Annotated in this window: 24 protein-coding genes; 13 read left to right on the forward strand and 11 right to left on the reverse strand. The window is 69.5% G+C overall.

Annotated features, from left to right (window positions below; all coding sequences use genetic code 11):
* Nucleotides 1–30 precede the first annotated feature (30 nt).
* Complete coding sequence (locus tag LK06_RS30460) at nucleotides 31–582, forward strand: PadR family transcriptional regulator (RefSeq protein ID WP_039651833.1); 552 nt, start codon at nucleotides 31–33, stop codon at nucleotides 580–582.
* A 31-nt stretch (nucleotides 583–613) separates the two neighbouring features.
* Here LK06_RS30460 and LK06_RS30465 read toward each other — a convergent pair whose 3' ends face one another.
* Together LK06_RS30465 and LK06_RS33545 are read right to left on the reverse strand one after the other, a co-directional pair.
* Nucleotides 614–1,153, reverse strand: coding sequence for a hypothetical protein (locus LK06_RS30465; protein WP_039652207.1), 540 nt, complete (start codon nucleotides 1,151–1,153; stop codon nucleotides 614–616).
* 172 nt (nucleotides 1,154–1,325) lie between these two features.
* Entirely contained in the window at nucleotides 1,326–1,469 is a 144-nt protein-coding gene (locus tag LK06_RS33545; protein WP_159025107.1) for a hypothetical protein, read from the reverse strand.
* A 468-nt stretch (nucleotides 1,470–1,937) separates the two neighbouring features.
* On the opposite strand from LK06_RS33545, the gene LK06_RS30470 reads away from it, so the two are divergent.
* Nucleotides 1,938–2,693, forward strand: a complete 756-nt coding sequence (locus tag LK06_RS30470; RefSeq protein ID WP_039652206.1) for a glycoside hydrolase family 75 protein — start codon at nucleotides 1,938–1,940, stop codon at nucleotides 2,691–2,693.
* Here the strand turns inward: LK06_RS30470 and LK06_RS30475 are convergent.
* From LK06_RS30475 to dhaK, 3 genes are all read right to left on the reverse strand, one after another.
* Nucleotides 2,678–3,088, reverse strand: a complete 411-nt coding sequence (locus LK06_RS30475; RefSeq protein ID WP_039651831.1) for a PTS-dependent dihydroxyacetone kinase phosphotransferase subunit DhaM — start codon at nucleotides 3,086–3,088, stop codon at nucleotides 2,678–2,680. The genes LK06_RS30470 and LK06_RS30475 overlap by 16 nt on opposite strands.
* 3 nt (nucleotides 3,089–3,091) lie before the next feature.
* Nucleotides 3,092–3,700: a dihydroxyacetone kinase subunit DhaL gene (gene dhaL / locus LK06_RS30480; protein WP_039651830.1), complete on the reverse strand. Its 609-nt coding sequence runs from the start codon at nucleotides 3,698–3,700 to the stop codon at nucleotides 3,092–3,094.
* 101 nt (nucleotides 3,701–3,801) lie between these two features.
* On the reverse strand, nucleotides 3,802–4,794 hold the full coding sequence (dhaK, locus tag LK06_RS30485; protein WP_043409392.1) for a dihydroxyacetone kinase subunit DhaK: 993 nt from the start codon (nucleotides 4,792–4,794) through the stop codon (nucleotides 3,802–3,804).
* A 304-nt stretch (nucleotides 4,795–5,098) separates the two neighbouring features.
* Between dhaK and LK06_RS30490 the strand changes: the two genes are divergently transcribed.
* On the forward strand, nucleotides 5,099–5,554 hold the full coding sequence (locus LK06_RS30490; protein WP_039651828.1) for an RpiB/LacA/LacB family sugar-phosphate isomerase: 456 nt from the start codon (nucleotides 5,099–5,101) through the stop codon (nucleotides 5,552–5,554).
* Nucleotides 5,555–5,619: 65 nt separating this feature from the next.
* On the opposite strand, the gene LK06_RS30495 is transcribed toward LK06_RS30490, so the two are convergent.
* Nucleotides 5,620–5,985: a DUF6479 family protein gene (locus tag LK06_RS30495; protein ID WP_234367545.1), complete on the reverse strand. Its 366-nt coding sequence runs from the start codon at nucleotides 5,983–5,985 to the stop codon at nucleotides 5,620–5,622.
* A 279-nt stretch (nucleotides 5,986–6,264) separates the two neighbouring features.
* On the opposite strand from LK06_RS30495, the gene LK06_RS30500 reads away from it, so the two are divergent.
* Both LK06_RS30500 and LK06_RS34970 read left to right on the forward strand, forming a co-directional pair.
* Nucleotides 6,265–7,443 (forward strand): acyl-CoA dehydrogenase family protein, encoded by a 1,179-nt coding sequence (locus tag LK06_RS30500; protein ID WP_039651826.1) that lies wholly within the window; start codon nucleotides 6,265–6,267, stop codon nucleotides 7,441–7,443.
* Nucleotides 7,444–7,723: 280 nt separating this feature from the next.
* Nucleotides 7,724–7,852 (forward strand): hypothetical protein, encoded by a 129-nt coding sequence (locus tag LK06_RS34970; RefSeq protein ID WP_267894080.1) that lies wholly within the window; start codon nucleotides 7,724–7,726, stop codon nucleotides 7,850–7,852.
* Between the two features lie 305 nt (nucleotides 7,853–8,157).
* Here the strand turns inward: LK06_RS34970 and LK06_RS30505 are convergent, their stop codons facing one another.
* Entirely contained in the window at nucleotides 8,158–8,910 is a 753-nt protein-coding gene (locus LK06_RS30505; RefSeq protein WP_039651825.1) for a creatininase family protein, read from the reverse strand.
* 109 nt (nucleotides 8,911–9,019) lie between these two features.
* The gene (locus LK06_RS30510) at nucleotides 9,020–10,465 is read right to left on the reverse strand and encodes an MFS transporter (protein WP_039651824.1); all 1,446 of its coding nucleotides are present in this window, start codon (nucleotides 10,463–10,465) and stop codon (nucleotides 9,020–9,022) included.
* Nucleotides 10,466–10,602: 137 nt separating this feature from the next.
* Here LK06_RS30510 and LK06_RS30515 point away from each other — a divergent pair, with 137 nt between their 5' ends.
* Nucleotides 10,603–11,322 carry a TetR/AcrR family transcriptional regulator gene (locus LK06_RS30515; protein WP_078858807.1) on the forward strand — a complete coding sequence of 240 codons (720 nt, stop codon included), beginning with the start codon at nucleotides 10,603–10,605 and terminating at the stop codon, nucleotides 11,320–11,322.
* Between the two features lie 29 nt (nucleotides 11,323–11,351).
* Nucleotides 11,352–12,290 carry an MBL fold metallo-hydrolase gene (locus tag LK06_RS30520; protein ID WP_043409396.1) on the forward strand — a complete coding sequence of 313 codons (939 nt, stop codon included), beginning with the start codon at nucleotides 11,352–11,354 and terminating at the stop codon, nucleotides 12,288–12,290.
* Between the two features lie 116 nt (nucleotides 12,291–12,406).
* Here the strand turns inward: LK06_RS30520 and LK06_RS30525 are convergent, their stop codons facing one another.
* Both LK06_RS30525 and LK06_RS30530 read right to left on the reverse strand, forming a co-directional pair.
* Nucleotides 12,407–13,084: a TetR/AcrR family transcriptional regulator gene (locus LK06_RS30525; protein WP_039651822.1), complete on the reverse strand. Its 678-nt coding sequence runs from the start codon at nucleotides 13,082–13,084 to the stop codon at nucleotides 12,407–12,409.
* A gap of 128 nt (nucleotides 13,085–13,212) precedes the next feature.
* Complete coding sequence (locus tag LK06_RS30530) at nucleotides 13,213–13,677, reverse strand: ATP-binding protein (RefSeq protein WP_052269875.1); 465 nt, start codon at nucleotides 13,675–13,677, stop codon at nucleotides 13,213–13,215.
* 459 nt (nucleotides 13,678–14,136) lie between these two features.
* On the opposite strand from LK06_RS30530, the gene LK06_RS30535 reads away from it, so the two are divergent.
* The 6 genes from LK06_RS30535 (at nucleotide 14,137) to LK06_RS30560 (ending at nucleotide 23,359) form a co-directional block, all read left to right on the forward strand.
* The gene (locus LK06_RS30535; protein WP_052269874.1) at nucleotides 14,137–16,041 is read left to right on the forward strand and encodes a propionyl-CoA synthetase; all 1,905 of its coding nucleotides are present in this window, start codon (nucleotides 14,137–14,139) and stop codon (nucleotides 16,039–16,041) included.
* A gap of 268 nt (nucleotides 16,042–16,309) precedes the next feature.
* Entirely contained in the window at nucleotides 16,310–17,173 is an 864-nt protein-coding gene (locus tag LK06_RS30540) for an oxygenase MpaB family protein (protein WP_374208095.1), read from the forward strand.
* 292 nt (nucleotides 17,174–17,465) lie between these two features.
* Nucleotides 17,466–19,028, forward strand: a complete 1,563-nt coding sequence (locus LK06_RS30545) for a phytoene desaturase family protein (RefSeq protein WP_039651820.1) — start codon at nucleotides 17,466–17,468, stop codon at nucleotides 19,026–19,028.
* 102 nt (nucleotides 19,029–19,130) lie between these two features.
* Entirely contained in the window at nucleotides 19,131–20,243 is a 1,113-nt protein-coding gene (locus tag LK06_RS30550; protein WP_039651819.1) for a nitronate monooxygenase, read from the forward strand.
* On the forward strand, nucleotides 20,240–21,802 hold the full coding sequence (locus LK06_RS30555; RefSeq protein WP_043433282.1) for an acyl-CoA synthetase: 1,563 nt from the start codon (nucleotides 20,240–20,242) through the stop codon (nucleotides 21,800–21,802). Before LK06_RS30550 ends, LK06_RS30555 begins: the two co-directional genes overlap by 4 nt.
* Nucleotides 21,803–21,856: 54 nt before the next feature.
* Nucleotides 21,857–23,359, forward strand: a complete 1,503-nt coding sequence (locus tag LK06_RS30560) for a fatty acyl-CoA synthetase (protein WP_039651817.1) — start codon at nucleotides 21,857–21,859, stop codon at nucleotides 23,357–23,359.
* 93 nt (nucleotides 23,360–23,452) lie between these two features.
* Here LK06_RS30560 and paaK read toward each other — a convergent pair whose 3' ends face one another.
* Nucleotides 23,453–24,757 (reverse strand): phenylacetate--CoA ligase PaaK, encoded by a 1,305-nt coding sequence (gene paaK / locus LK06_RS30565; protein WP_043433283.1) that lies wholly within the window; start codon nucleotides 24,755–24,757, stop codon nucleotides 23,453–23,455.
* Nucleotides 24,758–24,901: the final 144 nt, after the last annotated feature.

The following is a 24,901-nucleotide window of genomic DNA, read 5'->3' on the forward strand; positions in this document are numbered from 1 at the left end:
GTCCGCGCCGTACATCCCTAGGATGAGCTCATGTCACTCCCGCACGCGATCCTCACCGCCCTGCTGGAAAGGCCGTCGTCGGGACTGGAGCTGACCCGCCGGTTCGACAAGTCGATCGGCTACTTCTGGTCCGCGACGCATCAGCAGATCTATCGCGAGTTGGGAAGGCTGGAGGCTCAAGGGCTCATCCGCGCGTTGCCGGCCGAACAGCCGGCCCGTGGGCAGAAGAAGAGTTACGAGGTTCTGCCCGCGGGCCGCGCCGAACTGGCTCGCTGGACCGCCGCTGCGCAGGACCCCAAGCCCCAGCGGGACGTCCTGCTGCTAAGGCTGCGTGCAGCGGCCGTGGTGGGCACGGCGGGCCTGGAGGACGATCTGCGCCGTCATCTGGAACTGCACCGGCGTCAGCTGGCCGAGTACCGGGAGATCGAGAAGCGCGACTTCCCGCCGGACCGGAACGCCCCGGAGGACCGGCTGCGCCACCTCGTCCTGCGGGCCGGTATCGATCTGGAGACCTTCTGGGCCGGGTGGCTCACCCACGCGCTGGCGGAGTTCGCCGAGTTGTCCGACGCGCGTGAGCGCTGACGACAGCCGGCCCGCCCGAGGACACGGTCCCTCAGAGGCGGTACGGCTTCGAGCGCTTGCGCAGGTACCAGCCCGTGGCGATGACACCCGTGCCCACCAGTGCCGCGCCGATGCCCAGCGTCAGGGGACCGTAGTCGCGCGCGGCGCCGCCCAGCCCACCCATCACGCCTCGGGAGGGGGCCGGCGACGACGTTGCCGAGATCGTCGGGGACGTGGGCGCGGAGACGATCACCGACTGGGTTCCGGCCGTGCTGCCGCTGGAGCACACGACGACCACGGTGTAGGTCCCCGGGCTCACCTTCGACCAGGCCGCGGACTGACTGATGGTGGTGCCGGACAGGGCCACCTGCCGACCCTCGGCGAAGTTCGCCTGGCGGCTGGTGAGCAGGGCCGCGTTGCCCCAGCTGCCGTTGATCTGGGTGCACGCGCTGGTGACCACCGAGACGGTGGACCCGGTGGTGCTGACGGAGATCCCCGAGACCGCGGCGGACGGCTCGGCGAGCGCAGCCGGGAGCGCGGCGGCGGCCGCCAGCGTCAGGCCGGAACGGAGGAGGAGTCGCGAGGTGTGCATGGGCTGGCCTCCGGCGGCACGGTCGGCGGTACGTCCCATGCGCCGCCAAGGATCGGGGAACGTCCGTGCTGCCTCAGCTGCAGCCAACTCGGCTACCGGCACGCCCGCACACGGGAGGCGCCCGGCCGGGTGATGAATTCCTCCGCCCGGTACAGCGTGACTCGCCGACGCACTACGCCGGGCGGTTGCCCGTCGTCACCGTCCGCGCTGTCCGGTATCCGCCCATGGGCCCTGGGGTGTCCCCGGCCCGCATGGTGAAGGCATACAGGGTGAAGGCATACATGGTGGACGGTCTGAGCCTGGTGACGTCCACCATGCGCTGCCCACCCGAGCGGACGGGGGGCGCGTTGCACGGCTGTGCCTTCCCAGGGAACAGCCACCTCACAGCAATGGTCCGTACCCGTCCTCGGCCGCTATGGCCCGCCCGGTGTCGCTGACTCGGAGGGCCGTGTGCCGAAGCCCCAGGACCTTACGTATGCTGAACGTCCCTACGGTGGAACTGCTCTATAAGGCAAGGCAGTTCACGCCTGCGGCGCGGAACGCTGTCGTCGCCGATCCCGCGCCGGTGCGGGTGGCTGGGCTGCCCGGGCAGACATCGACTCGGACAGCCCAGCCCCTGTCCTGCTCCGCCGCCCCCGGACTCGTGCCCCGTTCCCTCACGGGGTGTCACAAGCGTGCTCCATCCGGCCGCTTCGCGGTGGCCTCGGTGGCCGATCGGCGCAACCGGCATCACAGTGGGCTGGACGTTCCCGCGTTCCCGAGGAGAGGGTCCCTCATCGTGCGTGTGCGTGTCCCGTCGCTGACGCTGGCCGTGGCCGGCGCCGCCCTGCTCGCTCCGGCGCCGCTGCTCGCCCCGGCGGCTGCTGTCCCGCCCCGGGAGGGGCCCGTGGCCCGCGGCGAGGGCGCGGTCGCCGCTGACGACCTGCTGGCCGGACTGGGAGAGTGCACCCAGGTGTCCCAGGGCCGGTACCGCACCGATGCCGATCGCCCCGCGACCGTGCCCGTCTGCGGCACCGAGGACGTCGTGTACTGGAAGGCTGATCTGGACATCGACTGCGACGGACGGCCCACCGTTCGCTGCAACCGTCGCACCGACCCGCTGTTCACCGCCGCCACGGCCTTCCAGCAGTCCGACGGCCGTCAGCTGAACGCCGAGGCCCTGCCCTACATCGTCATTCCGGCCCCGAGCCGCATCTGGGACCACCGTGCAGCCGGTGTGCGGGGCGGCTCAGTCGCCGCGGTCGTCTACCGGGGCCGACTGCAGTATGCCGTGGTCGGCGACACCGGACCGCGCGACGTCATCGGTGAGGCCTCCTACGCCACGGCGCGGGGTCTCGGCATCCGGGCCGACCCCCGCGACGGCGGGGCGGCCTCCGATGTCACCTACATCGTGTTCAAGAACTCCCATGTCAGCCCCATCGAGGACCACGCGGCAGCGGTGGCGACGGGGCAGCGGCTGGCCAGACTGTTCCTGGCGAACAGTGACCAGCCATCCGGTACTCCTACGTCCGGCAGGCGGGGCCGTCACACCTTGCGATAGGCGTACGCTTCCGCCGCCGCAGCCGCCACGGCGTCCAGGTCGGCACCCGTGGACGCCGTGACGACCGCGGCCACAGCTCCCTCGACGAACGGGGCGTCCACCAAGCGAGTGCCGTCCGGAAGCTCGTCGCCCTCGGCGAGCAGCGCCTTGACGGTGAGGACGGCACTGCCCAGGTCGGTGAGCACCGCCACGCCGGCACCCCGGTCGACGGTGGCCGCCGCGGCGGAGATCAGCTCGGCGCTGGTGCCGAACCCGCCGCCTTCCGTGCCACCAGCCGGAGCCAGGGGCACCACCGTGGCTCCGCCCGCCAAGGCCCGTGCCAGCTCGGCGACCGATGTGGCGACTTCCGCACTGTGCGACACCAGTACGATTCCGACCAGCTTGTCGGCGTTCACCCGTCAGCCCTCCGCCGCCGCAGCGGCTTCTTCGAGGCAGGCGACGAGCAGTGCCGACGAGGCTGCCCCCGGGTCCTGGTGGCCGATGCTGCGCTCGCCGAGATAGCTCGCCCGGCCCTTGCGGGCTTGCAGCGGAATGGTGGCCACTGCCCCCTCCTCGGCGGCGGCTCGCGCGGCGGCGAAGCCGTCGCCGAGGGTGTCCACGGCCGGCACCAGGGCGTCCACCATGGTCTTGTCGCCGGGCGCTGCCCCGCCGAGGGCCATCACCGCGTCCACACCCGCGCGCAGCGCCTCGGCCAACTCTGCCTCGCTGACCTTGGCTGCAGTACCGAGGGCCTTGCCCGTCCGGCGCAGCAAGGTGCCGTACAGCGGTCCCGACGCGCCGCCGACCGTCGAGATCAGCTGCCGCCCGGACAAGACCAGGACGGCGCCCGGCGTGTCCGGAGCCTCCTTTTCCAGTGCAGCCTTCACGGCTCGGAACCCGCGCTGCAGGTTGATGCCGTGGTCGGCGTCCCCGATGGCCGAGTCGAGGGCGGTGAGGCGTTCCGCCTCGCGTTCCACGGATGCGGCGGTCGCCGTCATCCAGCGGTGGAAGAAGTCGGCGTCGAGCACTGGACCTCCTTGCATGGCAGGGTTTCGACCGGTGCGGTGCAGATGGCGCTGTGCGGTTGGCGACCGGCGCGGTGAAGACACCGGGCGCCTCGTCCGCCGTGTCACATCCCCCAGCGCAGTGCGGGGGTCTTCACCGGCGCGTCCCACAGCCGCAGCAGTTCCTCGTCGGCCTGGCACAGTGTCACCGAGGCGCCGGCCATGTCGAGGGAGGTGACGTAGTTGCCGACGAGGGTGCGGGCGACGGCCACGCCGCGTTCGCGCAGTGCCCGTTGCACCTCGGCGTTGAAGCCGTACAGCTCCAGCAGTGGGGTGGCGCCCATGCCGTTGACCAGTGCGAGGACGGGGTTGCGCGGGGGCATGTCCTCCACGATCGCGTTCACCGCGAAGTCGGCGATCTCGCCGGAGGTCATCATGGGCCGCCGCTCCCGGCCCGGTTCGCCGTGGATGCCGATGCCCAACTCCAGTTCACCGTCCGGCAGCTCGAAGGTGGGGCTGCCCTTCGCGGGTGTCGTACACGCGCTGAGGGCCACACCGAAGCTGCGGGAGTTCTCGTTGACCTGCCGGCCGATGGACTCCACCCGCTCCAGTGGCTGGCCCTCGGCCGCGGCGGCGCCTGCGATCTTCTCCACGAACAGCGTCGCGCCGGTGCCGCGTCGCCCAGCTGTGTAGAGGCTGTCGGTGACCGCCACGTCATCGTTGACGAGCACCTTGGCGACCTGGACTCCCTCGTCCTCGGCCAACTCGGCCGCCATGTCGAAGTTCAACACGTCACCGGTGTAGTTCTTGACGATGAAGAGCACACCGGCCCCGCTGTCCACGGCGGCCGCGGCGCGCGCCATCTGGTCCGGTACCGGCGAGGTGAAGACCTCCCCGGGGCAGGCCGCGGACAGCATGCCCGGGCCGACGAACCCCCCGTGCAGCGGTTCGTGGCCCGACCCGCCGCCCGACACGAGCGCGACCTGTCCGGCCACCGGCGCGTCCCGGCGGACGATCACCCGGTTCTCCACGTCCACGGTCAGATCGGGGTGCGCGGCCGCCAGCCCGCGCAGCCCGTCCGCCACGACGGTCTCCGGCACGTTGATCAGCATCCTCATCGGTATCTCCTAGTGAGCCTTGCGGGTGTTGCCGCGTGGTCCGGCGTCGGGCCGATTTCACCGATAGAGCTAATGGCAGTATCGGCCTTGCTTCAGGTGAGGTCACGTGCAGGCGCTCACCGTCACCGTGCGCGATGCCAGGATCACCTTGGGGCGCGGACGTCCAGGACGGACGCAAGGCCGCCGGGGACCGGCCGGCCGGCCGGCCCTCTTCCCGGCCTCCCGTCTGCTGCGCTGGGTGGGAGGGCAACCGTCACGGACCGGGGGCGCCCGGCCGCGACGCGGCAGGCGCTACCCTCCGGTCATGCGGATCTCCGTCTCCTCCGACATGGACGAACCCCTGGCCCGTTTCCTCGTGGCGGAGCTACGGCACCGTGGTCACGCGGTGCACACGCACGGTGCGCTACGGCCCGGGGCCGACACGGGATGGGCGGCCTGCTCGGTCGCGGCGGCCCGGGACGTCGCCGAGGGCGCTGCGCAGCAGGCTGTGGTGTGCTGCTGGACCGGCACGGGAGCGTCCATCGCGGCCAACAAGGTGCCGGGGGTACGTGCGGCTCTGTGCACGGACGCCGTCACGGCGGACGGCGCCCGTCGCTGGAACGACGCGAACGTTCTGGCACTGAGCCTGCGCCTGACCTCCGAACCGGTGCTGAAGGAGATCCTCGACGCCTGGTTCGGCGCCGCACCGAGCCAGGACCCGGAGGACGTGCAGAACGTATCCGGGGTCGACCGCCTGGATGGGGCCCGCAAGGATACCTAGGGTCGTACGGGCGTACGGGGCGGCCTTGGCGTCCAGGCTCGTGTTCGAGGGCGGGGTGCGGTGGATCAGTGAGCGCCGAGCCCGCCACCGCCGAACGAGCCGCTGGACCCCTTGCTCCAGCGCGGGCGATCCTTGGACTCACTCGGCCTCGTGTCCATGTTGGTCAGCTCGTACGGGGTGAGCGGTCGACCGCCCTCGGGCGTCTTTGGAACCTCCGCGGACTCCCTGTTCTCCCGGACTTCGTACACCGCTCCCTCCGGCGGCAGATGGGGCTGCTCTTCGGGGCGTGGTCGTGGTGACTCGCGGTACTTGACCCGGGAGGTCAGCCAGTAGCCGCCGCCCAGCAGCACCAGAAGGCCCAGGGCCACGAGGAACAAGCCGAGGCTCATCAGGCCACTCGCAGCGGCCAGCTGCATCGATGCGATATCCATATGAAAGGAATACCCACCCAGAATGGGGTGAATCGGACTCGCTCCGTGAGTGGGTGCTGTGGGTCGGCATGGTGTCGCCCCGGGGCTCTTCCTGCGGGTCGGGCTGCGTTCACCCCCCGAACCCGCCCCCTCGGGCCCCGGGGGAGTGTCCTGCCGCCGTCCGGAACCCGTGGTTCTGGCGGGCGCGCTCGAAGTGACCTCGGGGCGGCCATTCCCAATTTCTGAAACACGTTCTACGGTGTGCGCGGTCAGGACCGTCCTTGGGAGCCTGGAGGCGCCGTGCATCTCGATCACACGCCCGAGCAGCAGCGACTGCGCGCCGAACTGCGCGCCTACTTCGCGCAGCTGGTCCCGGACAACGCCTACGCCCGGTACGCTGACTCGGTCGCGCGGAAGCGCTTCTACCGTGACACCATCCGCCAACTGGGCCAAGACGGCTGGCTCGGCGTCGGCTGGCCGCGGGAGTACGGCGGACGCGGCATGACGGCGATGGAGCAGTTCATCTTCTTCGACGAAGCGGCGCAAGCCGGCGTACCCCTGCCCCTCATGGCCCTGAACACGGTCGGTCCGACACTCATGCGGTTCGGCACCGAGGAGCAGAAGGCGTACTTCCTGCCGCGCGTTCTCTCCGGCGAGATCGACTTCGCGATCGGCTACAGCGAGCCTGGTGCCGGTACCGACCTCGCCTCGCTGAAGACCCGTGCCGTACGCGACGGGGACACCTACGTCGTCAACGGGCAGAAGATCTGGACCACCAACGGCGACACCGCGGACTGGGTGTGGCTGGCCGTGCGCACCGACCCCGAGGCTCCGCCCCACAAGGGCATCACCATGTTGCTGGTGCCGACCTCCGACCCCGGCTACTCCTGCACGGTCATCCATACCCTCGCCTCCCACGACACCACCGCGAGCTACTACGAGGGCGTCCGCGTCCCTGTCTCCCGGCGTGTCGGTGAGGAGAACCAGGGCTGGCGGCTGATCACCAACCAGCTCAACCACGAACGGGTCACCCTCGCCGCTCACGGCACGATGGCCATCCGTGCGCTGCAAGACGTGCAGCGCTGGGCCCGGGAGACCAAGCTCGCCGACGGCCGCCGAGTGGCCGATCTGCCCTGGGTGCGTCGGCTGCTCGCCCGCACGCACGTCCGGCTCGACGCGATGAAGCTCCTCAACTGGCAGATGGTCTCGGCCGTCCAGGACGGCACGCTCACCCCGCAGGACGCCTCGGCCGTCAAGGTCTACGGCTCCGAGGCCCGTCGGGACGCCTACGCCTGGCTCATGGAGATAGTCGCAGCGGCCGGACCGCTGAGGGAGGGCTCCGCAGGCGCCGTCCTGCACGGCGAACTGGAACGCGGCTACCGGTCGGCGGTCATCTTCACCTTCGGCGGCGGCAACAACGAGATCCAGCGCGAGATCATCTCCTGGATCGGGCTGGGGATGCCGCGGGTGCGGCGCTAGCCTTGAGTGACGAGGATTTTAGTCGGCACATCCCTCCTCACCCCCACCGAGGCACTCGCCTCTGCCTGAAACCCGCGGACCGTCCCGACGTTCCCCGGGACGGTCCGCGTCTTCCCTCCGCTGTGGAGGCCGTGACCGGAGGGATAGTTGGGGCCATGGCATCCAGGAAGCGCATCGGGGTGTCGGCCCTACGGTAGCCACGCCGCGCGGACAGCGCTTTGGTGACCGTGGCGCCGTACCAGCGGTGCGCACGGCCGGACAGGGCGTCGGCTGCGCGCCAGTGCCCCTTGGAGCGCTCGGCGCGGATGGTGGCGGCCGTGATGTCGGTGAGCTGTTCGATCTTGCGGGCGGTGTGGAAGCGGCGGGGCTCCAGCTCGGCGGTCTCGCGGTGATGTGGGTGGCGACGTAGCGGTCCACAGCGGCCGGGTCGAACAGGACCTGCTTGCCACGCTTGCCCATAGGGCTGGGCCAGGGTGTAGGCCCCACTTGTTGCGGATGGTGATCGGGGCTCGACCGTGGCGGGCGGCGATCTCGTCGATGGCCAGCGCGAGCCGGTCGGCGTCCGGCGCACCATCCGGTTCGGCCGACGCAGACGTGCCCGCGCCCTGGCCGACCGCGGTCGGGTGCTGACACTGCTCCGTCTCGTCGACGTCGATATCGTGGGCGGCCTCGCAGAACGCCTCGGCACGGGTCTTGGAAGCCGCGGCGCGGCGTTCACGCCCACTTCAACAGCCATTCGGCGATGGCTCGGGCACACGTGTCGAGGATGGCCTCTCCCTTTTCCGGGGTTGCCGCGCGCGCATCACCCGCCACGCCCGAACAGGTGACCTCCTTGAACGGCCGTGACACGTGGAACGTATGGCTCGCGTCGGATTGCAGCGCGATGTGCGGGCCGGTCGCCTCGGCGAGCCGGGAGCGGTCGACGAGGTCGGGGGCGATCGCCATGATCATGGAGGTTTCGCCCTCGCAGGCGTGCATCAGGGTGGGCTGGGTCTCCAGTATCTCCGCCGTCCGTTCCAGCCCGGCCAGGAAGTAGCTGGTGACGGCGATGGGGGTGGACAACTCCCGGGTGAGTTCGTTGCTGATGGCATTGAGGGCGGTGATGTTCCCTCCGTGCCCGTTGACGATGAGGATCTTGCCGAAGCCTGCGGTGATGATGGAGCGGCACAGGTCACGCAGGAGCGCGTGGTACGTCCGCAGGGTGAGTGTGAAGGTGCCGCCGAAGGCGAGATGGTGATCGGAGAGTCCGCACCACAGGGAGGGTGCGACCACAACGGGCCGCTCGTGGTCGGCCATGATGGCGGCGGCGCGCCTGCACGCCTCGGCACTGAGGAAGTCGTCCACTCCGGTGGGCAGGTGCGGACCGTGCTGCTCGGTGGATCCGACGGGCAGCAGGACCGGAGCGCCTTGGGCGGCCCGTGCCCGCAGCTCCGGCGCGGTCATGCGGTTCCAGAGATCTTCCGGCATGGTGCGGTGTGTCCTTTCTCGGCCGGCGGGCGGGGCCGTGCGGCCGGTTGCTTCGCCAGGGGGGATACAACGACCACCCCTGGCGGGGCGATGTGTGGCAGGCGGGGTGTCACGGCGTCTCGGTGCGCCGCCCGGAAGCGACGTGCGCGGGCACGCCGGTGGACGACGGCGGGAAGTCCGCGTCCTGCGGGGCCCCCGAGATGCTCTCTACCGACAGGCCTGTGGTCCGCACCCCAAAGGCGACCGCGAGCGCGGACAGGAGCATCGCCGCGGCCACCACCGCGAAGGTGGTTCCGGCGCCGTGGGCGTCGAGGAGGGGGATCAGGTAGAAGGGGGCTGCGGCGGTCGACAGCCGACTGAGCGAGTACAGCCAGCCGGTCGCGGTGGTCCGCACGCTCGTCGGGAACTGCTCCAGCTGGTAGATATGGCCGGAGTTGGACATGACATTGGCGACCAAGGTGAAACAGAAGCCCGCGAGGATGATCGCCATCGGCGAGGCGGCGTTGCCGTAGGCCAGCCCGAACAGCCCCATGCCCACCAGGGAGGCGCACAGGATCCACTTCCGTTCGGCTCTCTCCATGACGAGCACGGAGAGGAAGGAGCCGAGCGGGTATCCGATGAAGGAGAAGGTCAAGTAGGTCAGCGAGCTGCTGACGGTGAGTCCCTTGGCGGCGAGCACGAGCGTGCCGAGGCTGCCGAAACCGTAGTAACCGATGGGGGCCAGGATCCACAGAACGGCCATCAGTGCCGTGCGGCGGGCGAGAGGTGCCCGGAAGATGCTGCGTGCAGGCAGCCGGACCGGGCGCTGCTGCGGCGTGACGTCGGTGACCGGGGGACGTGTCCATCCCTCTGCCTCGGCAGCCTCTTCGAATCGCGTGGCGACCGCGTCGGCCTCCGCCCTTCTTCCGACCGACTCCAGCCAACGCGGTGATTCGGGCAGACCCCGGCGGACCAGGAAGGTGAGCAGGGCGCCAAGGGAGCCGACCGCGAACATCCACCGCCATCCCGCGATACCCAGCGGGCTCTCGCCGATCAGCTTCATGCCCAAGAAGCCCACCGCGGGCACGGCGAGGTAGGCGGCAGTGAACGCCCACGCTGCGTAGCGTCCGCGCTGTTGCGGCGGCAGGATGTCACCGAGGAAGGAATCCGTTACCGGAAGTTCGCCTCCCAGGCCGATCCCGGCGATGAAGCGGAAGAGGATCAGGCTCCACAGGTTCGGGGCGAAGGCGCAGACGAGTGTGGCCGCCGAGTACGTGGTGAGCGTGAGCATGTAGGCGCCGCGGCGCCCGATGCGGTCCGCCAGGCGTCCGATCACCACAGCCCCGAAGAAAGCACCGACGAACGTCGAGGCAAGAACGAGCGACAGATCGAAGCCGACCAGCGAGAAGGTCGCCTTCAGGGTGGTGGCGAGGACTCCCGCCAGGAAGAGCTCGTAGATCTCGAAGAAGTTGCCGAGCGCCATGATGGCGACGAACCGCTTGTGGAGTGCTGTCATCGGAAGTCGGTCGAGCCGGGCGGCGACGAGCGGACTGCCGGCGTCCTCTGGACGTTGCATCGCTTCTCCCACTGGAGCCGATGGGGGTCCCGCGACCCCTCGATTAGATTGGACAGTACAATCCAAATTTAGGCTCTGGCAATACCTCGGCCAGGCGATTTAGACTGGACTGTACAGTCCGTTAGGAGGTGTCGGTCGTGGTTCCCACCGCGTGTACGTCGCACGTGTCCGGCCAGGGCGCAGCTCGCGCCCGCAGCCGTTCGAAGATCCTGTCCGCAGCGAAGGCACTCTTCCTGGAAGGCGGGTACGACGGTGTCAACTTGGAACGGATCGCGTCACGGGCCGGAGTCGCCCGGCAGACGGTGTACAACCGGTTCGGCGGCAAGGAGGCCGTCTTCCGTGCCGTGGTGGAGCACCATTGGGCAAGCCTCGACCTCGCCACCCTGCCCTCGCGCTTCGGAGAAGGACTCGGGAGCGGCGGTGACCCGGCCGAGTTTCTGCGCCACTTCTCCCACGCCCTGCTCGCCTTCATCGACGAGACGGACCAGGTCGCCTTCACCCGGCTCGTGATCGCCGAGTCCAGCCGCATCCCGTGGATCGCCGGGGAGTTCCACCGGCTCGGCAAGGCGCCACTGCTGCAGGTGTTAGCGTCGTTTCTGAAGCGTCTTTGCGAGGCAGGCACGATCTCGTGCCCATCCCCCAGTACAGCGGCGCGGCAGTTCCTCGGGCTGGTCCAGGAGTTCGTCGTCTGGCCCAAGGTCATGGCCATCGATGCGGGCCGGACGAACATTCCCCCGACCGACGTGGTCATAGAAGAGGCGATCTCCACCTTCCTCAGCCGCTACGGAGCCGGAGCGCGTCAAGAAGCGCACGAGCCCTCACCGCTGTGGTGCCCGCCACCGCGGCACCCCGTATGAACCTCCCCCCCAAGAACACGGAGTTCCGCATGAGTTCCCTCCCGCACACCCCCGCCTCGCCCGACAGCTCTCCCCGGTGGAACGTCGGTGACGCCGTCGTGCACCGCGTCGACGAGCTGGTCCTCCCGCCCGAGACCGGCCCGTGGCTCATCCCGGCAGCCACGCCGGACCTCGTCACGCAGATCCCCTGGCTCACTCCCGCCTTCGCTGACCCCCGAGGCGCACTCCATCTGGCCGTGCACAGCTTCGCGGTCGAGACGGGTGGTCTGCGCGTACTGGTTGATACCGGTATCGGCAACGGCAAGAGCCGTGCCAACCCCGCCTGGGACAACCTCGACACCCCCTACCTCGACCGTCTGGCCGCCGCCGGTTTTCCCCCGGAGTCCGTCGACATGGTGATCCTGACCCATCTGCACACCGACCATGTCGGGTGGAACACCCGCCCCAGCGGCCCGGGCCGCTGGGAGCCCACGTTCCCTCACGCCCGCTATCTCGTCTCCCGCACCGAAGCCGACTACTGGTCGAGCGCGGATATGGATGCCAGCCGACGCCAGATGCTGTCCGACTCCGTTCATCCCGTCCGCGAGAGCGGCCAGCTGGAGCTGATCGACGTGCCCGCGGACGGTGCAGACGTCGCTCCCGGCCTGCGGCTTCTGCCCACTCCTGGCCACACTCCTGGCCAGGTCGCCGTCCACCTGCACAGCGCCGGGCACTCCGCCGTCATCACCGGTGACTGCATCCATCACCCCGTGCAGATGGCCCGCCCCGCCCTGTGCAGCAGCGTGGACGTCGATCCAGCACAAGCTGCCCGCACCCGCCGCAGCCTCCTCGCGCGCCTCGCCGGCACTGACACCCTGCTCCTGGGCAGCCACTTCGCGCCCCCCACCGCGGGCTTCGTCCGCTCCGAAGGCGACAGCGGCACCTACCGCCTGTCACCCGTCCCCGGAGAACGACCTCGCACCGCATGACCGCCGGATGAGCGGAAAGTCCGGGCCAGGTGCGTGTGGTCAAGCGCCGCCCGCGGACACCGGAAAGCGCCGCACCGCTGCGGACGGTGTGCACCGATGGCACGGTGGGGCAGTTGCTACGCTGCCGTGCCCGTCGGCATGTAGCGGCTCAGGAACATGGCTATGGCCTCTTCCACGACGAGGTCGGTGGGCGGGAGCTTCATCACGTCCGGGCCGATCGCCATGACCTGCGGCCAGATGACGAACTCCTGGATCAGCCCGAGGAACTGGCGCGCTGCCAGTTCCGGGTGCGGGCAGTCGATGACACCGGTCTCCGACATCTCCCGCAGACAGGCGGTGAACGTCTGCGCCAACGGCGCCTTGCCGAGCCGGTAGAACTCCTCGGCGATCCAGGGAAGCCTGCGTGATTCCGCGATGACCAGCCGGGTGAAGGAGACCTGATCCGTCTCCGCGACGAAGGTGAGCACCATGTCGGCGAAACGGCGCAGGAAGTCGGCCGGATCAACGCGTGAGACGTCCCGGTCCAGGCGCGCCAGCAGTTCTTCGAGCCCGAAGGCCGCCCAGTGGTGCTCCATCGTCGCCCGGAACACCGCCTCCTTGCTTCCGAACAGGTTGTAGACGGTCTGCCGGGCCACGCCGGCGCGCGTGGCGATCCGGTCGAGGTTGACACCGTCGTACCCGTCCTGGAGGAAGAGGGTCTTGGAGGCATTCAAGACTTTGAGGGCTGTGGCGCTGGACCGTTTGGCTGCGCGGCGTCCGGATACGAGCGACGAGTTGGTGGTGTCGGCCGACATCGAGAGGCTCCTTTGGATTGTCCAGTCCAGTTTAGTCGCGGCACTCCGGATTTCTTATGCGTGCGCCCTCCCGCACCCCGTGGGACGTGCCTGTCGACCTCCTGGCGCGACTCCTGTGATCTGTTCCTTCAGGTTCTTTGGACACCACCGAGGCAATAATCGACGTGCACCCATGTACGGGCGGCGTCGCTGTGCCATCGGACGGACTGCGCCAGGCAGCGGATGATGTTCAGGCCGCGGCCGTGCTCGTCCTCGTCGATCTCTTGTTCTCGGGACCCTGCGGTTCCGCCACTGTCGATGACGTGAATGTGTACGTCGGCCACGGAGACACCGATCATGACCGTCATGTCATCACGCCCGTGTAGTGCCGCGTTGGCGGCGAGCTCGCCGACGATCAAAACGACGGCGACCTGGTCGTCGAGGGATATGCGCCAGGCATCCAGACAAGCGGCCACACGATGCCGGACGGCGGACACATGGCGCTCGTCGGCGGGAACAGCGATGACCACCAGTCCCGAGTGCCCGGCACACGAGGACAGGGTGCCGCTCACCGTCGGGGCCGAGCGGGCCTCGGAAGAGTGCTTCGTATACATGGACCACATCCACCTAGACTGGACAATCCAGTCTAAACATCACAGTCTTGCCTTCGTCAACCCTGATGCGTCGCACCTGTCCGAGCTGCCTCCTCGTGACGGCTGCGCGCGGCGGGCGGTCTTCATCGAAGACGCGCGCGAAGCCCGGCGGAAGCAGATACCCCAACGGGGGGCCTTCGGGGTCCGCCATCAGCCCGGGACCCTCCGGCCCGCCGTCTGTCGCTCTGAGCTAGTCGGAACGTATTGTGTAGACTGTACTGTACAATCCACGCGGCCGGATCGCATCCCCATACCGCACGGGCGTCCAAGGCCCGGCACCCCACCCGGTATCCACCGACCAGGCAACAGCATGCACCTGGGACAAGGCGTCGACACTGTACGTATACGCACACATGCCGACCCGTTCGTGCCGGAACGGGCTGCACCGTTGCTCCGTGCCCCCGCAGACAGGAGAACACCGTGCCAGCAGCACCTTCCGAGCGAGGCGGCTATGCCGCGGCCCACCGCCGAAGCCTGGAGGATCCCGAACAGTTCTGGCTTGAGGCGGCGCAAGCGATCGACTGGATCGTTCCCCCCTCGACGGCACTGGACGGCTCTCACGCGCCGCTGTACCGCTGGTTCCCGGACGGTGAGCTGAACACCTGCCACAACGCCCTGGACCGGCACGTCGATGCCGGACACGGCGATCGTCTTGCCCTCGTCCACGACAGTCCCCTGACGGGTGTGCGGACCACTTTCACCTATCGGGAGCTGCGCGACGAGGTCGCTCGCGCAGCGGGTCTGCTCACCGGGCTGGGGGTGGTCAAGGGCGACCGCGTCGTGCTGTACCTTCCGATGATTCCCGAGGCGGTGATCGCCATGCTGGCCTGCTCCCGTATCGGTGCAGTCCATTCGGTGGTCTTCGGCGGATTCGCTTCGCGGGAACTGGCCGTGCGGATCGACGACGCCCAGCCCAAGGTCATCATGTCCGCCTCGTGCGGAGTCGAGCCCAAGGGCGTCGTCCCCTACAAGCCTCTCCTGGACACCGCCCTCGCCCGGGCCCGTCACCGGCCGGACCACTGCGTGATCCTCCAACGCCCGCAATACACCGCCGAACTGACAGCAGGCCGGGACCTGGACTGGGCCGAAGCCGCCGGCGCGGCCGAACCGGTCGCCTGCACTCCGGTGGCGGCCACCGACCCGCTCTACATCCTCTACACCTCCGGAACCACTGGCCGGCCCAAGGGAGTCGTGCGCGACAACGGGGGTCACGCCGTCGCGCTGCGCTGGTCGATGCGGTATCTCTTCGACACCCACCCAGGGGAGGTGTTCTGGGCCGCCTCGGACGTGGGCTGGGTCGTCGGCCACTCCTACATCGTCTACGGCCCCCTGCTGACCGGCTGCACCACCGTGCTCTACGAGGGCAAGCCCGTCGGCACCCCTGATGCCGGAGCGTTCTGGAGAGTCGTCGCAGAGCACGGCGTCGCCACACTCTTCACCGCACCCACCGCAATCCGCGCCGTGCGAAAGGACGACCCCAAGGGCGAGTTGCTCGCCACGCACGACATCGGCTCGCTGCGCCATCTGTTCCTGGCGGGCGAGCGACTGGACCCGCAGACCTACCGCTGGGCAGGCGAGCTGCTCGGTGTGCCGGTCATCGACAACTGGTGGCAGACGGAGACGGGATGGCCGATCGTGTCCGATCCCGTGGGCCTGGAGCCACATGTGACCAAACCGGGGTCACCGACCCTGCCGGTACCCGGCTACGACGTGCGCATCCTCGACGAAGCGGGCCAGGAGGCACCCGCAGGAGCGGAGGGCGCGGTGGCCATCCGGCTGCCACTGCCACCGGGCACCCTCACCACGCTCTGGGGAGATGACGAGCGGTACGTCGGCTCCTACCTGTCCACGTACGACGGTCATTACCTCACCGGCGACGGTGGTCACAAGGACGAGGACGGGTACGTGTACATCATGGGGCGAGTCGACGATGTGCTCAACGTCGCGGGACATCGCCTCTCCAGCGGGGCGATGGAAGAAGCGATCGCTACTCACCCCGACGTGGCCGAATGCGCTGTCATCGGTATCAGGGATCAGCTCAAGGGGCAGGTTCCCCTCGGGCTGGTGGTGCTCAAAGCCGGCGTGGGCCGTGCTCCGGAAGACATCTGCGCAGAACTCGTCGCCCTCGTGCGCGACGCCATCGGGCCCGTGGCGGCACTGCGCCGGATCGATATCGTGGCCGCCCTGCCCAAGACCCGCTCCGGCAAGATCCTGCGGCGCACCATGCGCGAGATCGCCGACGGCGGAGACCCTGCACCGCCTTCCACGATCGAGGATCCCGAGGTGATCGACGACATCCGGCGAGTGCTCCTCAGCGGGACGTGAAGGCTCTCCGCGCGCGTCCCCACCGGTGGTACGCGACCTGACCGATGACGTCCTTTCCGAGCGAATGATCCACCGCCAACCTGGGCAGACTTGCGAGGAGAGCAGTGTCCTGGCACGCGTGTCCAGGGTCGTCAGCCCTCTGCGGAGGGTGCGCAGGCGCACCGCAGGTCCGGGCCAACGTGTCCGGAAGGCCCGGCGGTGGCACAGTGGGACTGCTGCCGCTGGGTTGCCAAAAGAGCAGGTCGGCAGCGACAAGAGGGGGACAACCGTGGCTGTGGTCACAGCCGGGGGCGAGGGTGACCCCGGGCTGTTCACTCCTCACTCCGTGACCTGGCACGTGCACAGCGATCCGATGATGTGGGTCGCCGGTGTCCGCGCCCTGTACCTCCAGGCCCTGCATCCGCGCGCGGTCCACGGCGTCCTGCAGAACTCCGACTTCCGGCGTGACGCCTGGGGTCGGCTCATGCGCACCGCGAACTTCGTCGGCACCACGACGTACGGCACGAGCGAGGTCGCCGAGCGGGCGGGTGCCCGCGTCCGGAAGATCCACAGCATGTTGACGGCGACCGACCCGGAGACCGGTGAGCGCTACGGTGTCGGCGAGCCCGCGCTGCTGCTGTGGGTGCACTGTGCGGAGATCGACTCCTATCTGCATGTCCTGCGGCGCTCGGGTTTCCCGCTCACGGACGCCCAGGCCGACCGGTACATCGCCGAACACCGCATCAGCGCCCGCCTGGTGGGCCTGGATCCTGAAACCGTGCCGGCCAGCCGGGCGGAACTGGCGGCCTACTTCAAGCGGGTGCGGCCGGAACTGGCCGCCGGGCCCGGGGCACGTGAAGTGGACGACTTCCTGCGCCGCCCGCCGACGCATCCCCTCCTCGTCCCGGCACGCGAGGTGCTGTGGCGGCACGTGGCATGCCTCGCGTACGACGCTCTGCCGTCGTACGCCCACCAGCTGTACGGCAGACCGGCTCCGCCACCCGCCCAGGTCACCCACCGGTTGCGGACCACCGGCGCCCTCCTGCGCCGTATTCCGGCACGGGTGCGCTGGCAGCTACCGCCCAGGCACATCCTCGGGGCCGTGGAGAGGATCGGCCCCCGAGCGCGCCCGGCACCGTACAAAGTCGGGTGAGAGGGCGCCCTACTGGACGGGCAGGGGGTGCGGCGACCGGATCGGGCCGCCTCGGTGCGATGGCTACCGCGTCCGACCGGCGACACCCCGGGGAACTGTGCAGGCGGACGGCGACGGGGCGGAGGATCGCCGTGGGGGAGCACAGGCAGACCCAGGTACTGCTCACCGGCCGGGCGCCGGCGGCGCTCGCGGCCCGTGCCGCCCGGTACCACGAGGGCATCTGGCTGGCCGGGCAGGGCCATGGGGCGGAGGCCCTCTGGCCGCCCTCAACCGTGGCATGCTACGAAGAACCATGCCCGCCGACGAGGGAACCCGCGCGTACGACGCCGTCATCGTGGGCGGCGGCCACAACGGCCTAGTCGCCGCAGCCTACCTGGCCCGGGCCGGCCGCTCCGTGCTGGTGCTGGAACGCCTGGACCACACCGGCGGCGCCGCCGTCTCCACCCGGCCGTTCGCCGGGATCGACGCCCGCCTGTCGCGCTACTCGTACCTGGTCAGCCTGCTCCCCCGGAAGATCGTGCGTGACCTCGGGCTGGACTTCCGTGTCCGCGCCCGCACCATCTCCTCGTACACCCCCGTGGAGCGGGAGGGCCGGCCGACCGGACTCCTCGTCGGCGGTGGCGAGCAGCGCACCCGGGAGTCCTTCGCCCGGCTGACCGGTGGTGAGCGCGAGTACGCGGCGTGGCAACGCTTCTACACCATGACCGGCCGCGTCGCCCGGAGCGTCTTCCCGACGCTCACCGAACCCTTGCCCAGCCGGGCCGCGATGCGCCGCCGCGTCGACGACGAGCACGCCTGGCGGGCGCTCTTCGAGGAGCCGATCGGCATCGCGATCGAGGAGACGTTCACCGACGACCTGGTCCGGGGAGTGGTGCTCACCGACGCGTTGATCGGCACCTTCGCGGGTGCCCACGACCCCTCCCTCGCCCAGAACCGCTGCTTCCTCTACCACGTCATCGGCGGTGGGACCGGCGGCTGGGACGTTCCCGTCGGAGGCATGGGCGCCCTCACGGACGCGCTGGCGACGGCCGCCCGCTCGGCGGGCGCGGTGATCGCCACCGGCCACGAGGCGGTCCGGATCGACACCGACGGTCACACCGCCGAGGTCGCCTACCGGACCGCCGACGGTGAGGGCCATGCCGCCGCCCGGTACGTCCTGGTGAATGCCTCGCCGCGGGAACTGGCAGCCCTGACAGGGGATGCGCCGCCCGAGCCCGCTGAGGGCGCCCAGCTCAAGGTCAACATGCTGCTGAAGCGACTTCCGCGGCTACGTGATCCTGCCACCGACTCCCGCGAGGCCTTCGCCGGCACCTTCCACATCGCCGAGGGGTACCGGCAGCTGGCCACCGCCCACGCCCAGGCCGGCGCCGGTGAACTCCCGGCCGCGCCGCCCTCCGAGATCTACTGCCACTCCCTCACCGACCCCACCATCCTCGGCCCCCGGCTCGCCGAGCACGGCTACCAGACGCTCACCCTCTTCGGCCTGCACACCCCGGCCCGGCTCTTCGACCACAACAACGACGCGGTCCGCGAGGACCTGCTGAAGGCCACTCTCGCCCAGTTCGACGCCCATCTGGCCGAACCGCTTACCGACTGCCTGGCCGCCGATGCCGACGGTCGCCCCTGCATCGAGGCGAAGACCCCACTCGATCTGGAACGGGACTTGCGGCTGCCCGGCGGCAACATCTTCCACCGACCCCTGTCCTGGCCGTACGCCCAGGCGGACACGGGCCGCTGGGGCGTGGAGACCCAGCACGCCAACGTCCTGTTGTGCGGGGCGGGTGCCGTGCGCGGCGGAGGGGTGAGCGGAGTGCCCGGGCACAACGCGGCGATGGCCTTGCTCGAGTGCGACTGAGCCGCGTTCTGCCGGGTCCTGGACCGGCACACGGCCGAGATTAACTGACGTACCATCAGAAAAAGCCTTCCGTCGTCCGGGCCGCTGCGGCATCCTGCGCCCATGCAGACGGAGCTGAGCAAGAAACTGGGAGTCGAGCACGCCGTCTTCGGCTTCACGCCGTTTCCCGCCGTCGCCGCGGCCATCAGCCGGGCCGGCGGTTTCGGCGTGCTCGGCGCAGTCCGCTACACCGCCCCCGACGATCTCAAACGCGACCTCGACTGGCTCGATGCGCATGTTGGGGGCCGGCCCTACGGGCTGGATGTGGTCATGCCGGCAAGGAGGATCGAAGGGGTCACCGAGTCGGACGTCGAGGCGATGATCCCCGAAGGGCACCGACAGTTCGTGCGGGACACTCTGGCCCGGTACGGCGTGCCGGAGCTGGCCGAGGGGGAGGCGCCCGGATGGCGCATCACCGGGTGGATGGAGCAGGTGGCCCGCACCCAGCTGGACGTCGCCTTCGGCTATCCGATCAGGCTGCTCGCCAATGCCCTGGGATCCCCGCCGGCAGATGTCGTGGCCCGCGCTCACGACCGGGGCGTCCTCGTGGCCGCGCTCGCGGGCAGTGCCCGGCACGCCCGGAAGCACAAGGAGGCCGGCATCGACCTCGTCGTCGCCCAGGGCTACGAGGCCGGTGGGCACACCGGCGAGATCGCCTCCATGGTGCTGACTCCCGAGGTCGTGGAGGCGGTCGATCCGCTGCCGGTGCTGGCTGCCGGTGGCATCGGCAGCGGAGGGCAGATGGCAGCTGCGCTGGCTCTCGGCGCCCAGGGAGTGTGGCTGGGCTCCATATGGCTGACGACTACGGAAGCCGATCTGCATTCGCCCGGCCTGACCCGGAAGCTGCTGGCCGCCGGGTCTGGGGACACCGTGCGCTCCCGCGCCCTGACGGGGAAGCCAGCACGTCAGCTCCGTACCGAGTGGACCGACGCCTGGGATGATCCGGCAGGGCCCAGCCCTCTTCCCATGCCGCTGCAGGGCTTGCTGGTGGCCGAGGCCGTCTCCCGCATCCAGAAGTTCGAGGTCGAACCGCTGCTGGGCACACCGGTGGGCCAGATCGTCGGCCGCATGACGACCGAGCGCAGCGTCCAGGCCGTCTTCGACGACCTCACACGCGGCTTCGAGCGGGCCGTGGAGCGCATCAACCGCATCGCCGGAAGGAGCGGCCGTCCGTGAGCACACCCGTCAGCACACCAGCCAACGGGTTCTGGGCGCAGGCCGCCCTGGACCCCGACCGCACCGTCCTGATCGCGCCCGACGGCGAACCGTGGAGCGCCGGACGTCTGCACGCCGCCGCCAACCGGCTTGTCCACGGGCTGCGTTCGGCCGGCCTGGAGCGCGGCGACGCCTTCGCCGTCATCCTGCCCAACGGCCCCGAGTTCTTCACCGCCTACCTGGCCGCCACCCAGGCCGGCCTCTACCTGGTCCCGGTCAACCACCACCTGGTCGGCCCCGAGATCGCCTGGATCGTCGCGGACTCGGGAGCCAAGGTGCTCATCACGCACGGACGGTACGCGGGTGCTGCGCGCGCAGCGGCCGATGAGGCGGGTCTGCCGGGCACACACCGCTATGCGGTGGGCGGCGCGGAGGGCTTCCACCCGTACGACCGGCTCCTCGACGGCCGGTCGGAGTCCGCGCCCCCGGACCGGGAACTCGGCTGGGTCATGAACTACACCTCCGGTACGACCGGACGTCCGCGTGGCATCCGCCGCCCGCTTTCCGGCAGGCCACCAGAGGAATCGCACCTCGGTGGTTTCCTCAGCATCTTCGGCATCAAGCCGTTCGACGACAACGTCCACCTAGTCTGCTCGCCGCTCTACCACACGGCCGTCCTGCAGTTCGCTGGTGCGTCCCTGCACATCGGTCACCGTCTGGTGCTGATGGACAAGTGGACCCCCGAGGAGATGCTGCGCCTCATTGCCACCCACCGGTGCACCCACACCCATATGGTGCCCACCCAATTCCACCGACTGCTCTCCCTCCCGGACGAGGTACGGGTCCGCTACGACGTCACGTCCATGCGGCACGCCATCCACGGCGCCGCCCCCTGCCCGGACCACGTGAAACGGGCCATGATCGACTGGTGGGGGAACTGCGTGGAGGAGTACTACGCGGCGAGTGAGGGCGGTGGAGCCTTCGCCACCGCTGAGGACTGGCTGAAGAAGCCCGGCACCGTCGGCAAGGCCTGGCCGATCAGCGAGCTGGCGATCTTCGACGACCACGGCGACCGGCTCCCCCCGGGGCACCTCGGCACCGTCTACATGAGGATGAGCACTGGCGGCTTCACCTACCACAAGGACCAGGCCAAGACCCACAAGAACCGCATCGGCGCATTCTTCACGGTCGGCGACCTCGGCTACCTGGACGAGGACGGCTACCTCTTCCTCCGCGACCGCAAGATCGACATGATCATATCCGGTGGGGTCAACATCTACCCGGCCGAGATCGAGTCCGTACTCCTCTCCCACCCGGCGGTTGCCGACGCCGCCGCTTTCGGTGTCCCGCACGACGACTGGGGCGAGGAGGTCAAGGTCGTGGTCGAACCGGCTCCCGGACACGAGCCGGGCCCGAACCTCGCCGCGGACCTCCTCGACCACTGTGCGGCGCGGCTGGCCGGATACAAACGACCCAAGAGCGTCGACTTCATCGCCGAGATGCCCCGTGATCCGAACGGCAAGCTCTATAAGAGGCGGCTGCGCGACTCCTACTGGGCAGGGCGCACCCGGCCGGTCTGACGGACGCTGCCGGGTCCTTGACCGGCACGTCCGGCGGGCCGAGGATCGGCTGCCATGAGACAGGGACACGGCAGCACGGTCGACGGGGTCCTGCGACGCAGCGCCCGGCGCACACCAGCACGCGTCGCGGTGGAGTACCGCGAGCGCAGCTGGACCTACGACGAACTCGACGATGCCGCCTCCCGGGCGGCCGCACTACTGCTCGCGGAAGGACTCGCACCGGGGGACCGGGTCGGCGCCTACGGTCACAACTCCGACGCCTACCTGATCGGCTTCCTCGCCTGTGCCCGCGCTGGCCTGGTCCACGTGCCGGTCAACCAGAACCTCACCGGGGACGACCTGGCCTACCTCGTCGGTCAGTCGGGCAGCAAACTGGTGCTCGCCGACCCTGATCTCGCCGGGCGGCTGCCCGGTGGAGTCCGGGTGCTGCCGCTGCGGGACGCAGCGGACGCGCTCCTCACCAGGTTGCCGGCCGCGCCCGTGTACGACGGGCCCGAACCGCGTACCGAGGACCTGGTCCAACTGCTGTACACCTCCGGTACGACCGCTCTGCCCAAGGGCGCGATGATGACCCACCGGGCCCTGGTGCACGCGTACTTGAGCGCGATCACGGCCCTCGACCTGAGTGCCGGCGACCGCCCGGCGCACGCACTGCCGCTGTACCACTCGGCACAGATGCACGTGTTCCTGCTGCCCTACCTCGCGGTCGGCGCGACCAACATCATCCTGGACGCGCCGGACGGGGACCGGCTCTTCGACCTCATCGAAACGGGTCGCGTGGACAGCCTGTTCGCTCCGCCCACGGTGTGGATCGGCCTGGCCGGGCGACCCGACTTCACCACCCGTGACCTCAGCGGGCTGCGCAAGGCCTACTACGGCGCGTCCATCATGCCTGTGCCCGTACTGGAGCGGTTGCATGAACGCCTCCCGGGGCTCGCCTTCTACAACTGCTTCGGGCAGAGCGAGATCGGCCCGCTGGCCATGGTGCTCGGCCCTGCCGAACACCATGGCCGACTGGAGTCCTGCGGTCGGACCGTGCTGTTCGTGGATGCCCGGGTCGTGGACGACCAGGGCCAGCAGGTGCCCGACGGCACGCCCGGCGAGATCGTCTACCGCTCTCCGCAACTGTGCGAGGGCTATTGGGACAGGCCCGAGGAGACCGCCGAGGCCTTCCGGGACGGCTGGTTCCGCTCAGGCGACCTCGCGGTACGCGATGCCGAGGGCTACTTCACAATCGTCGACCGGGTGAAGGACGTCATCAACTCCGGCGGGGTACTCGTGGCTTCCCGTCAGGTCGAGGACGCGCTGTACACCCATGAGGCCGTGGCCGAGGCCGCCGTGATCGGTCTTCCTGACGAGCGGTGGATCGAGGCCATCACGGCGTTCGTCGTATCGAGGGGCGCAGTGACGGAGGATCAGCTCATCGCGCATGTGAAGGAGAAGGTCGCGTCCTTCAAAGCGCCCAAGAGAGTGCTGTTCGTGGAAGAGCTGCCGCGCAATGCCAGCGGGAAGATCCTCAAGCGGGAACTGCGGGACCGCTCCAGCGGATCGTCGTGACCGAGCGGAGTCCGCGCCCCCGCGTCTCGGAATCCGCACGGAGACTTCGGGACACGGGGGCGCGGGCCCGGCCTGTGCCGGCCCCGAACACCCCTAACCTGCGTCGTGTGGCCGCAGGTCCACGATCCGGCGGATCTTGCCCACGGAGCGCTCCAGTGACTCCGGTTCCACGATCTCCACACGGACGGAGACCCCGATGCCGGCCTTCACGGCCGCAACGATGGACCGGGCCGCTGCCTCACGCGCCTCCGGTGTCGCGCCCGGGCGGGCCTCAGCCCGGACCGTCAGCGCGTCCAGGCGGCCCTCCCGGGTGAGGCGCAGCTGGAAGTGCGGCGCCACACCGGGCGTGCGCAGTACGATCTCCTCGATCTGGGTCGGGAACAGGTTCACCCCACGCAGGATGACCATGTCGTCGCTGCGGCCGGTGATCTTCTCCATTCGCCGGAACACCCTGGCCGTGCCGGGCAGCAGCCGGGTCAGGTCCCGCGTGCGGTAGCGGACGATCGGCATGGCCTCCTTGGTCAGCGAGGTGAAGACCAGCTCGCCGCGTTCGCCCTCGGGAAGCACCTCGCCCGTGATGGGATCAACCACCTCCGGATAGAAGTGGTCCTCCCACACGGTGAGGCCGTCCTTGGTCTCCACGCACTCCTGGGCCACTCCCGGGCCGATCACCTCGGACAGACCGTAGATGTCGACGGCGTCGATCGCGAAGCGCTCCTCGATCTCGCTCCGCATGTGCTCGGTCCACGGCTCGGCCCCGAAGACACCCACGCGCAGTGAGGTGCCGCGCGGGTCCACGCCCTGCCGTTCGAACTCGTCCAGCAGCGTGAGCATGTAGGTGGGGGTCACCATGATGATGTCCGGTTCCAGGTCCCGGATCAGCTGTACTTGGCGGGCCGTCATACCACCGGACGCCGGGATCACCGTACAGCCGAGGCGTTCGGCCCCGTAGTGGGCACCCAGCCCGCCGGTGAACAGCCCATAGCCGTATGCCACATGCACGGTGTCACCGGGCCGTCCCCCGGCTGCGCGGATCGACCGGGCCACCATGTCGGCCCACATGGAAAGATCGTTGTCTGTGTAGCCGACGACCGTGGGGCGTCCCGTGGTGCCACTGGACGCGTGCAGTCGGCGGATCCGCTCGCGGGGCACGGCGAACATGCCGTACGGATAGTTCTCCCGCAGGTCGGCCTTGGTCGTGAAGGGGAAACGCGCCAGGTCCGCGAGCGAGTGGCAGTCCTCCGGCCGGACGCCGGCCCGGTCGAAGGACCTCCGATAGAACGGTACGTGCTCGTGGGCGTGCCGCAGGGAGGCCTGCAGCCGCTCCAACTGCAGCGTCCGCAGCTCCTCGGGTCCGAGTCGTTCGCCCGCGTCGAGCAGGTCCGTCGCATCTGCCATCGAGACGTCTCCCTTGCTGCCCTCACATTACGGACGACCGATCATTCGGTCGATCCGTTCTGGGCAAGTAATTCAGGCCATGAGGCTTCAGGCAAGGGGGCTGCGCGGATTTTCCGCACCGAACTGGGACGGATGCCCGGAACC

Origin of the sequence: Streptomyces pluripotens (assembly GCF_000802245.2) — a bacterium.
Classification (GTDB): domain Bacteria; phylum Actinomycetota; class Actinomycetes; order Streptomycetales; family Streptomycetaceae; genus Streptomyces; species Streptomyces pluripotens.

Bases quoted from the DNA above. Each gene is read 5' to 3' on its own strand.
- LK06_RS30460 (WP_039651833.1), top strand. From the start codon at position 31: ATGTCACTCCCGCACGCGATCCTCACCGCCCTGCTGGAAAGGCCGTCG.
- LK06_RS30465 (WP_039652207.1), bottom strand. From the start codon at position 1,153: ATGCACACCTCGCGACTCCTCCTCCGTTCCGGCCTGACGCTGGCGGCC.
- LK06_RS33545 (WP_159025107.1), bottom strand. From the start codon at position 1,469: ATGGTGGACGTCACCAGGCTCAGACCGTCCACCATGTATGCCTTCACC.
- dhaK (WP_043409392.1), bottom strand. From the start codon at position 4,794: ATGAGGATGCTGATCAACGTGCCGGAGACCGTCGTGGCGGACGGGCTG.
- LK06_RS30490 (WP_039651828.1), top strand. From the start codon at position 5,099: ATGCGGATCTCCGTCTCCTCCGACATGGACGAACCCCTGGCCCGTTTC.
- LK06_RS30495 (WP_234367545.1), bottom strand. From the start codon at position 5,985: ATGGATATCGCATCGATGCAGCTGGCCGCTGCGAGTGGCCTGATGAGC.
- LK06_RS30505 (WP_039651825.1), bottom strand. From the start codon at position 8,910: ATGCCGGAAGATCTCTGGAACCGCATGACCGCGCCGGAGCTGCGGGCA.
- LK06_RS30510 (WP_039651824.1), bottom strand. From the start codon at position 10,465: ATGCAACGTCCAGAGGACGCCGGCAGTCCGCTCGTCGCCGCCCGGCTC.
- LK06_RS30520 (WP_043409396.1), top strand. From the start codon at position 11,352: ATGAGTTCCCTCCCGCACACCCCCGCCTCGCCCGACAGCTCTCCCCGG.
- LK06_RS30525 (WP_039651822.1), bottom strand. From the start codon at position 13,084: ATGTCGGCCGACACCACCAACTCGTCGCTCGTATCCGGACGCCGCGCA.
- LK06_RS30530 (WP_052269875.1), bottom strand. From the start codon at position 13,677: ATGTATACGAAGCACTCTTCCGAGGCCCGCTCGGCCCCGACGGTGAGC.
- LK06_RS30545 (WP_039651820.1), top strand. From the start codon at position 17,466: ATGCCCGCCGACGAGGGAACCCGCGCGTACGACGCCGTCATCGTGGGC.
- LK06_RS30550 (WP_039651819.1), top strand. From the start codon at position 19,131: ATGCAGACGGAGCTGAGCAAGAAACTGGGAGTCGAGCACGCCGTCTTC.
- LK06_RS30560 (WP_039651817.1), top strand. From the start codon at position 21,857: ATGAGACAGGGACACGGCAGCACGGTCGACGGGGTCCTGCGACGCAGC.
- paaK (WP_043433283.1), bottom strand. From the start codon at position 24,757: ATGGCAGATGCGACGGACCTGCTCGACGCGGGCGAACGACTCGGACCC.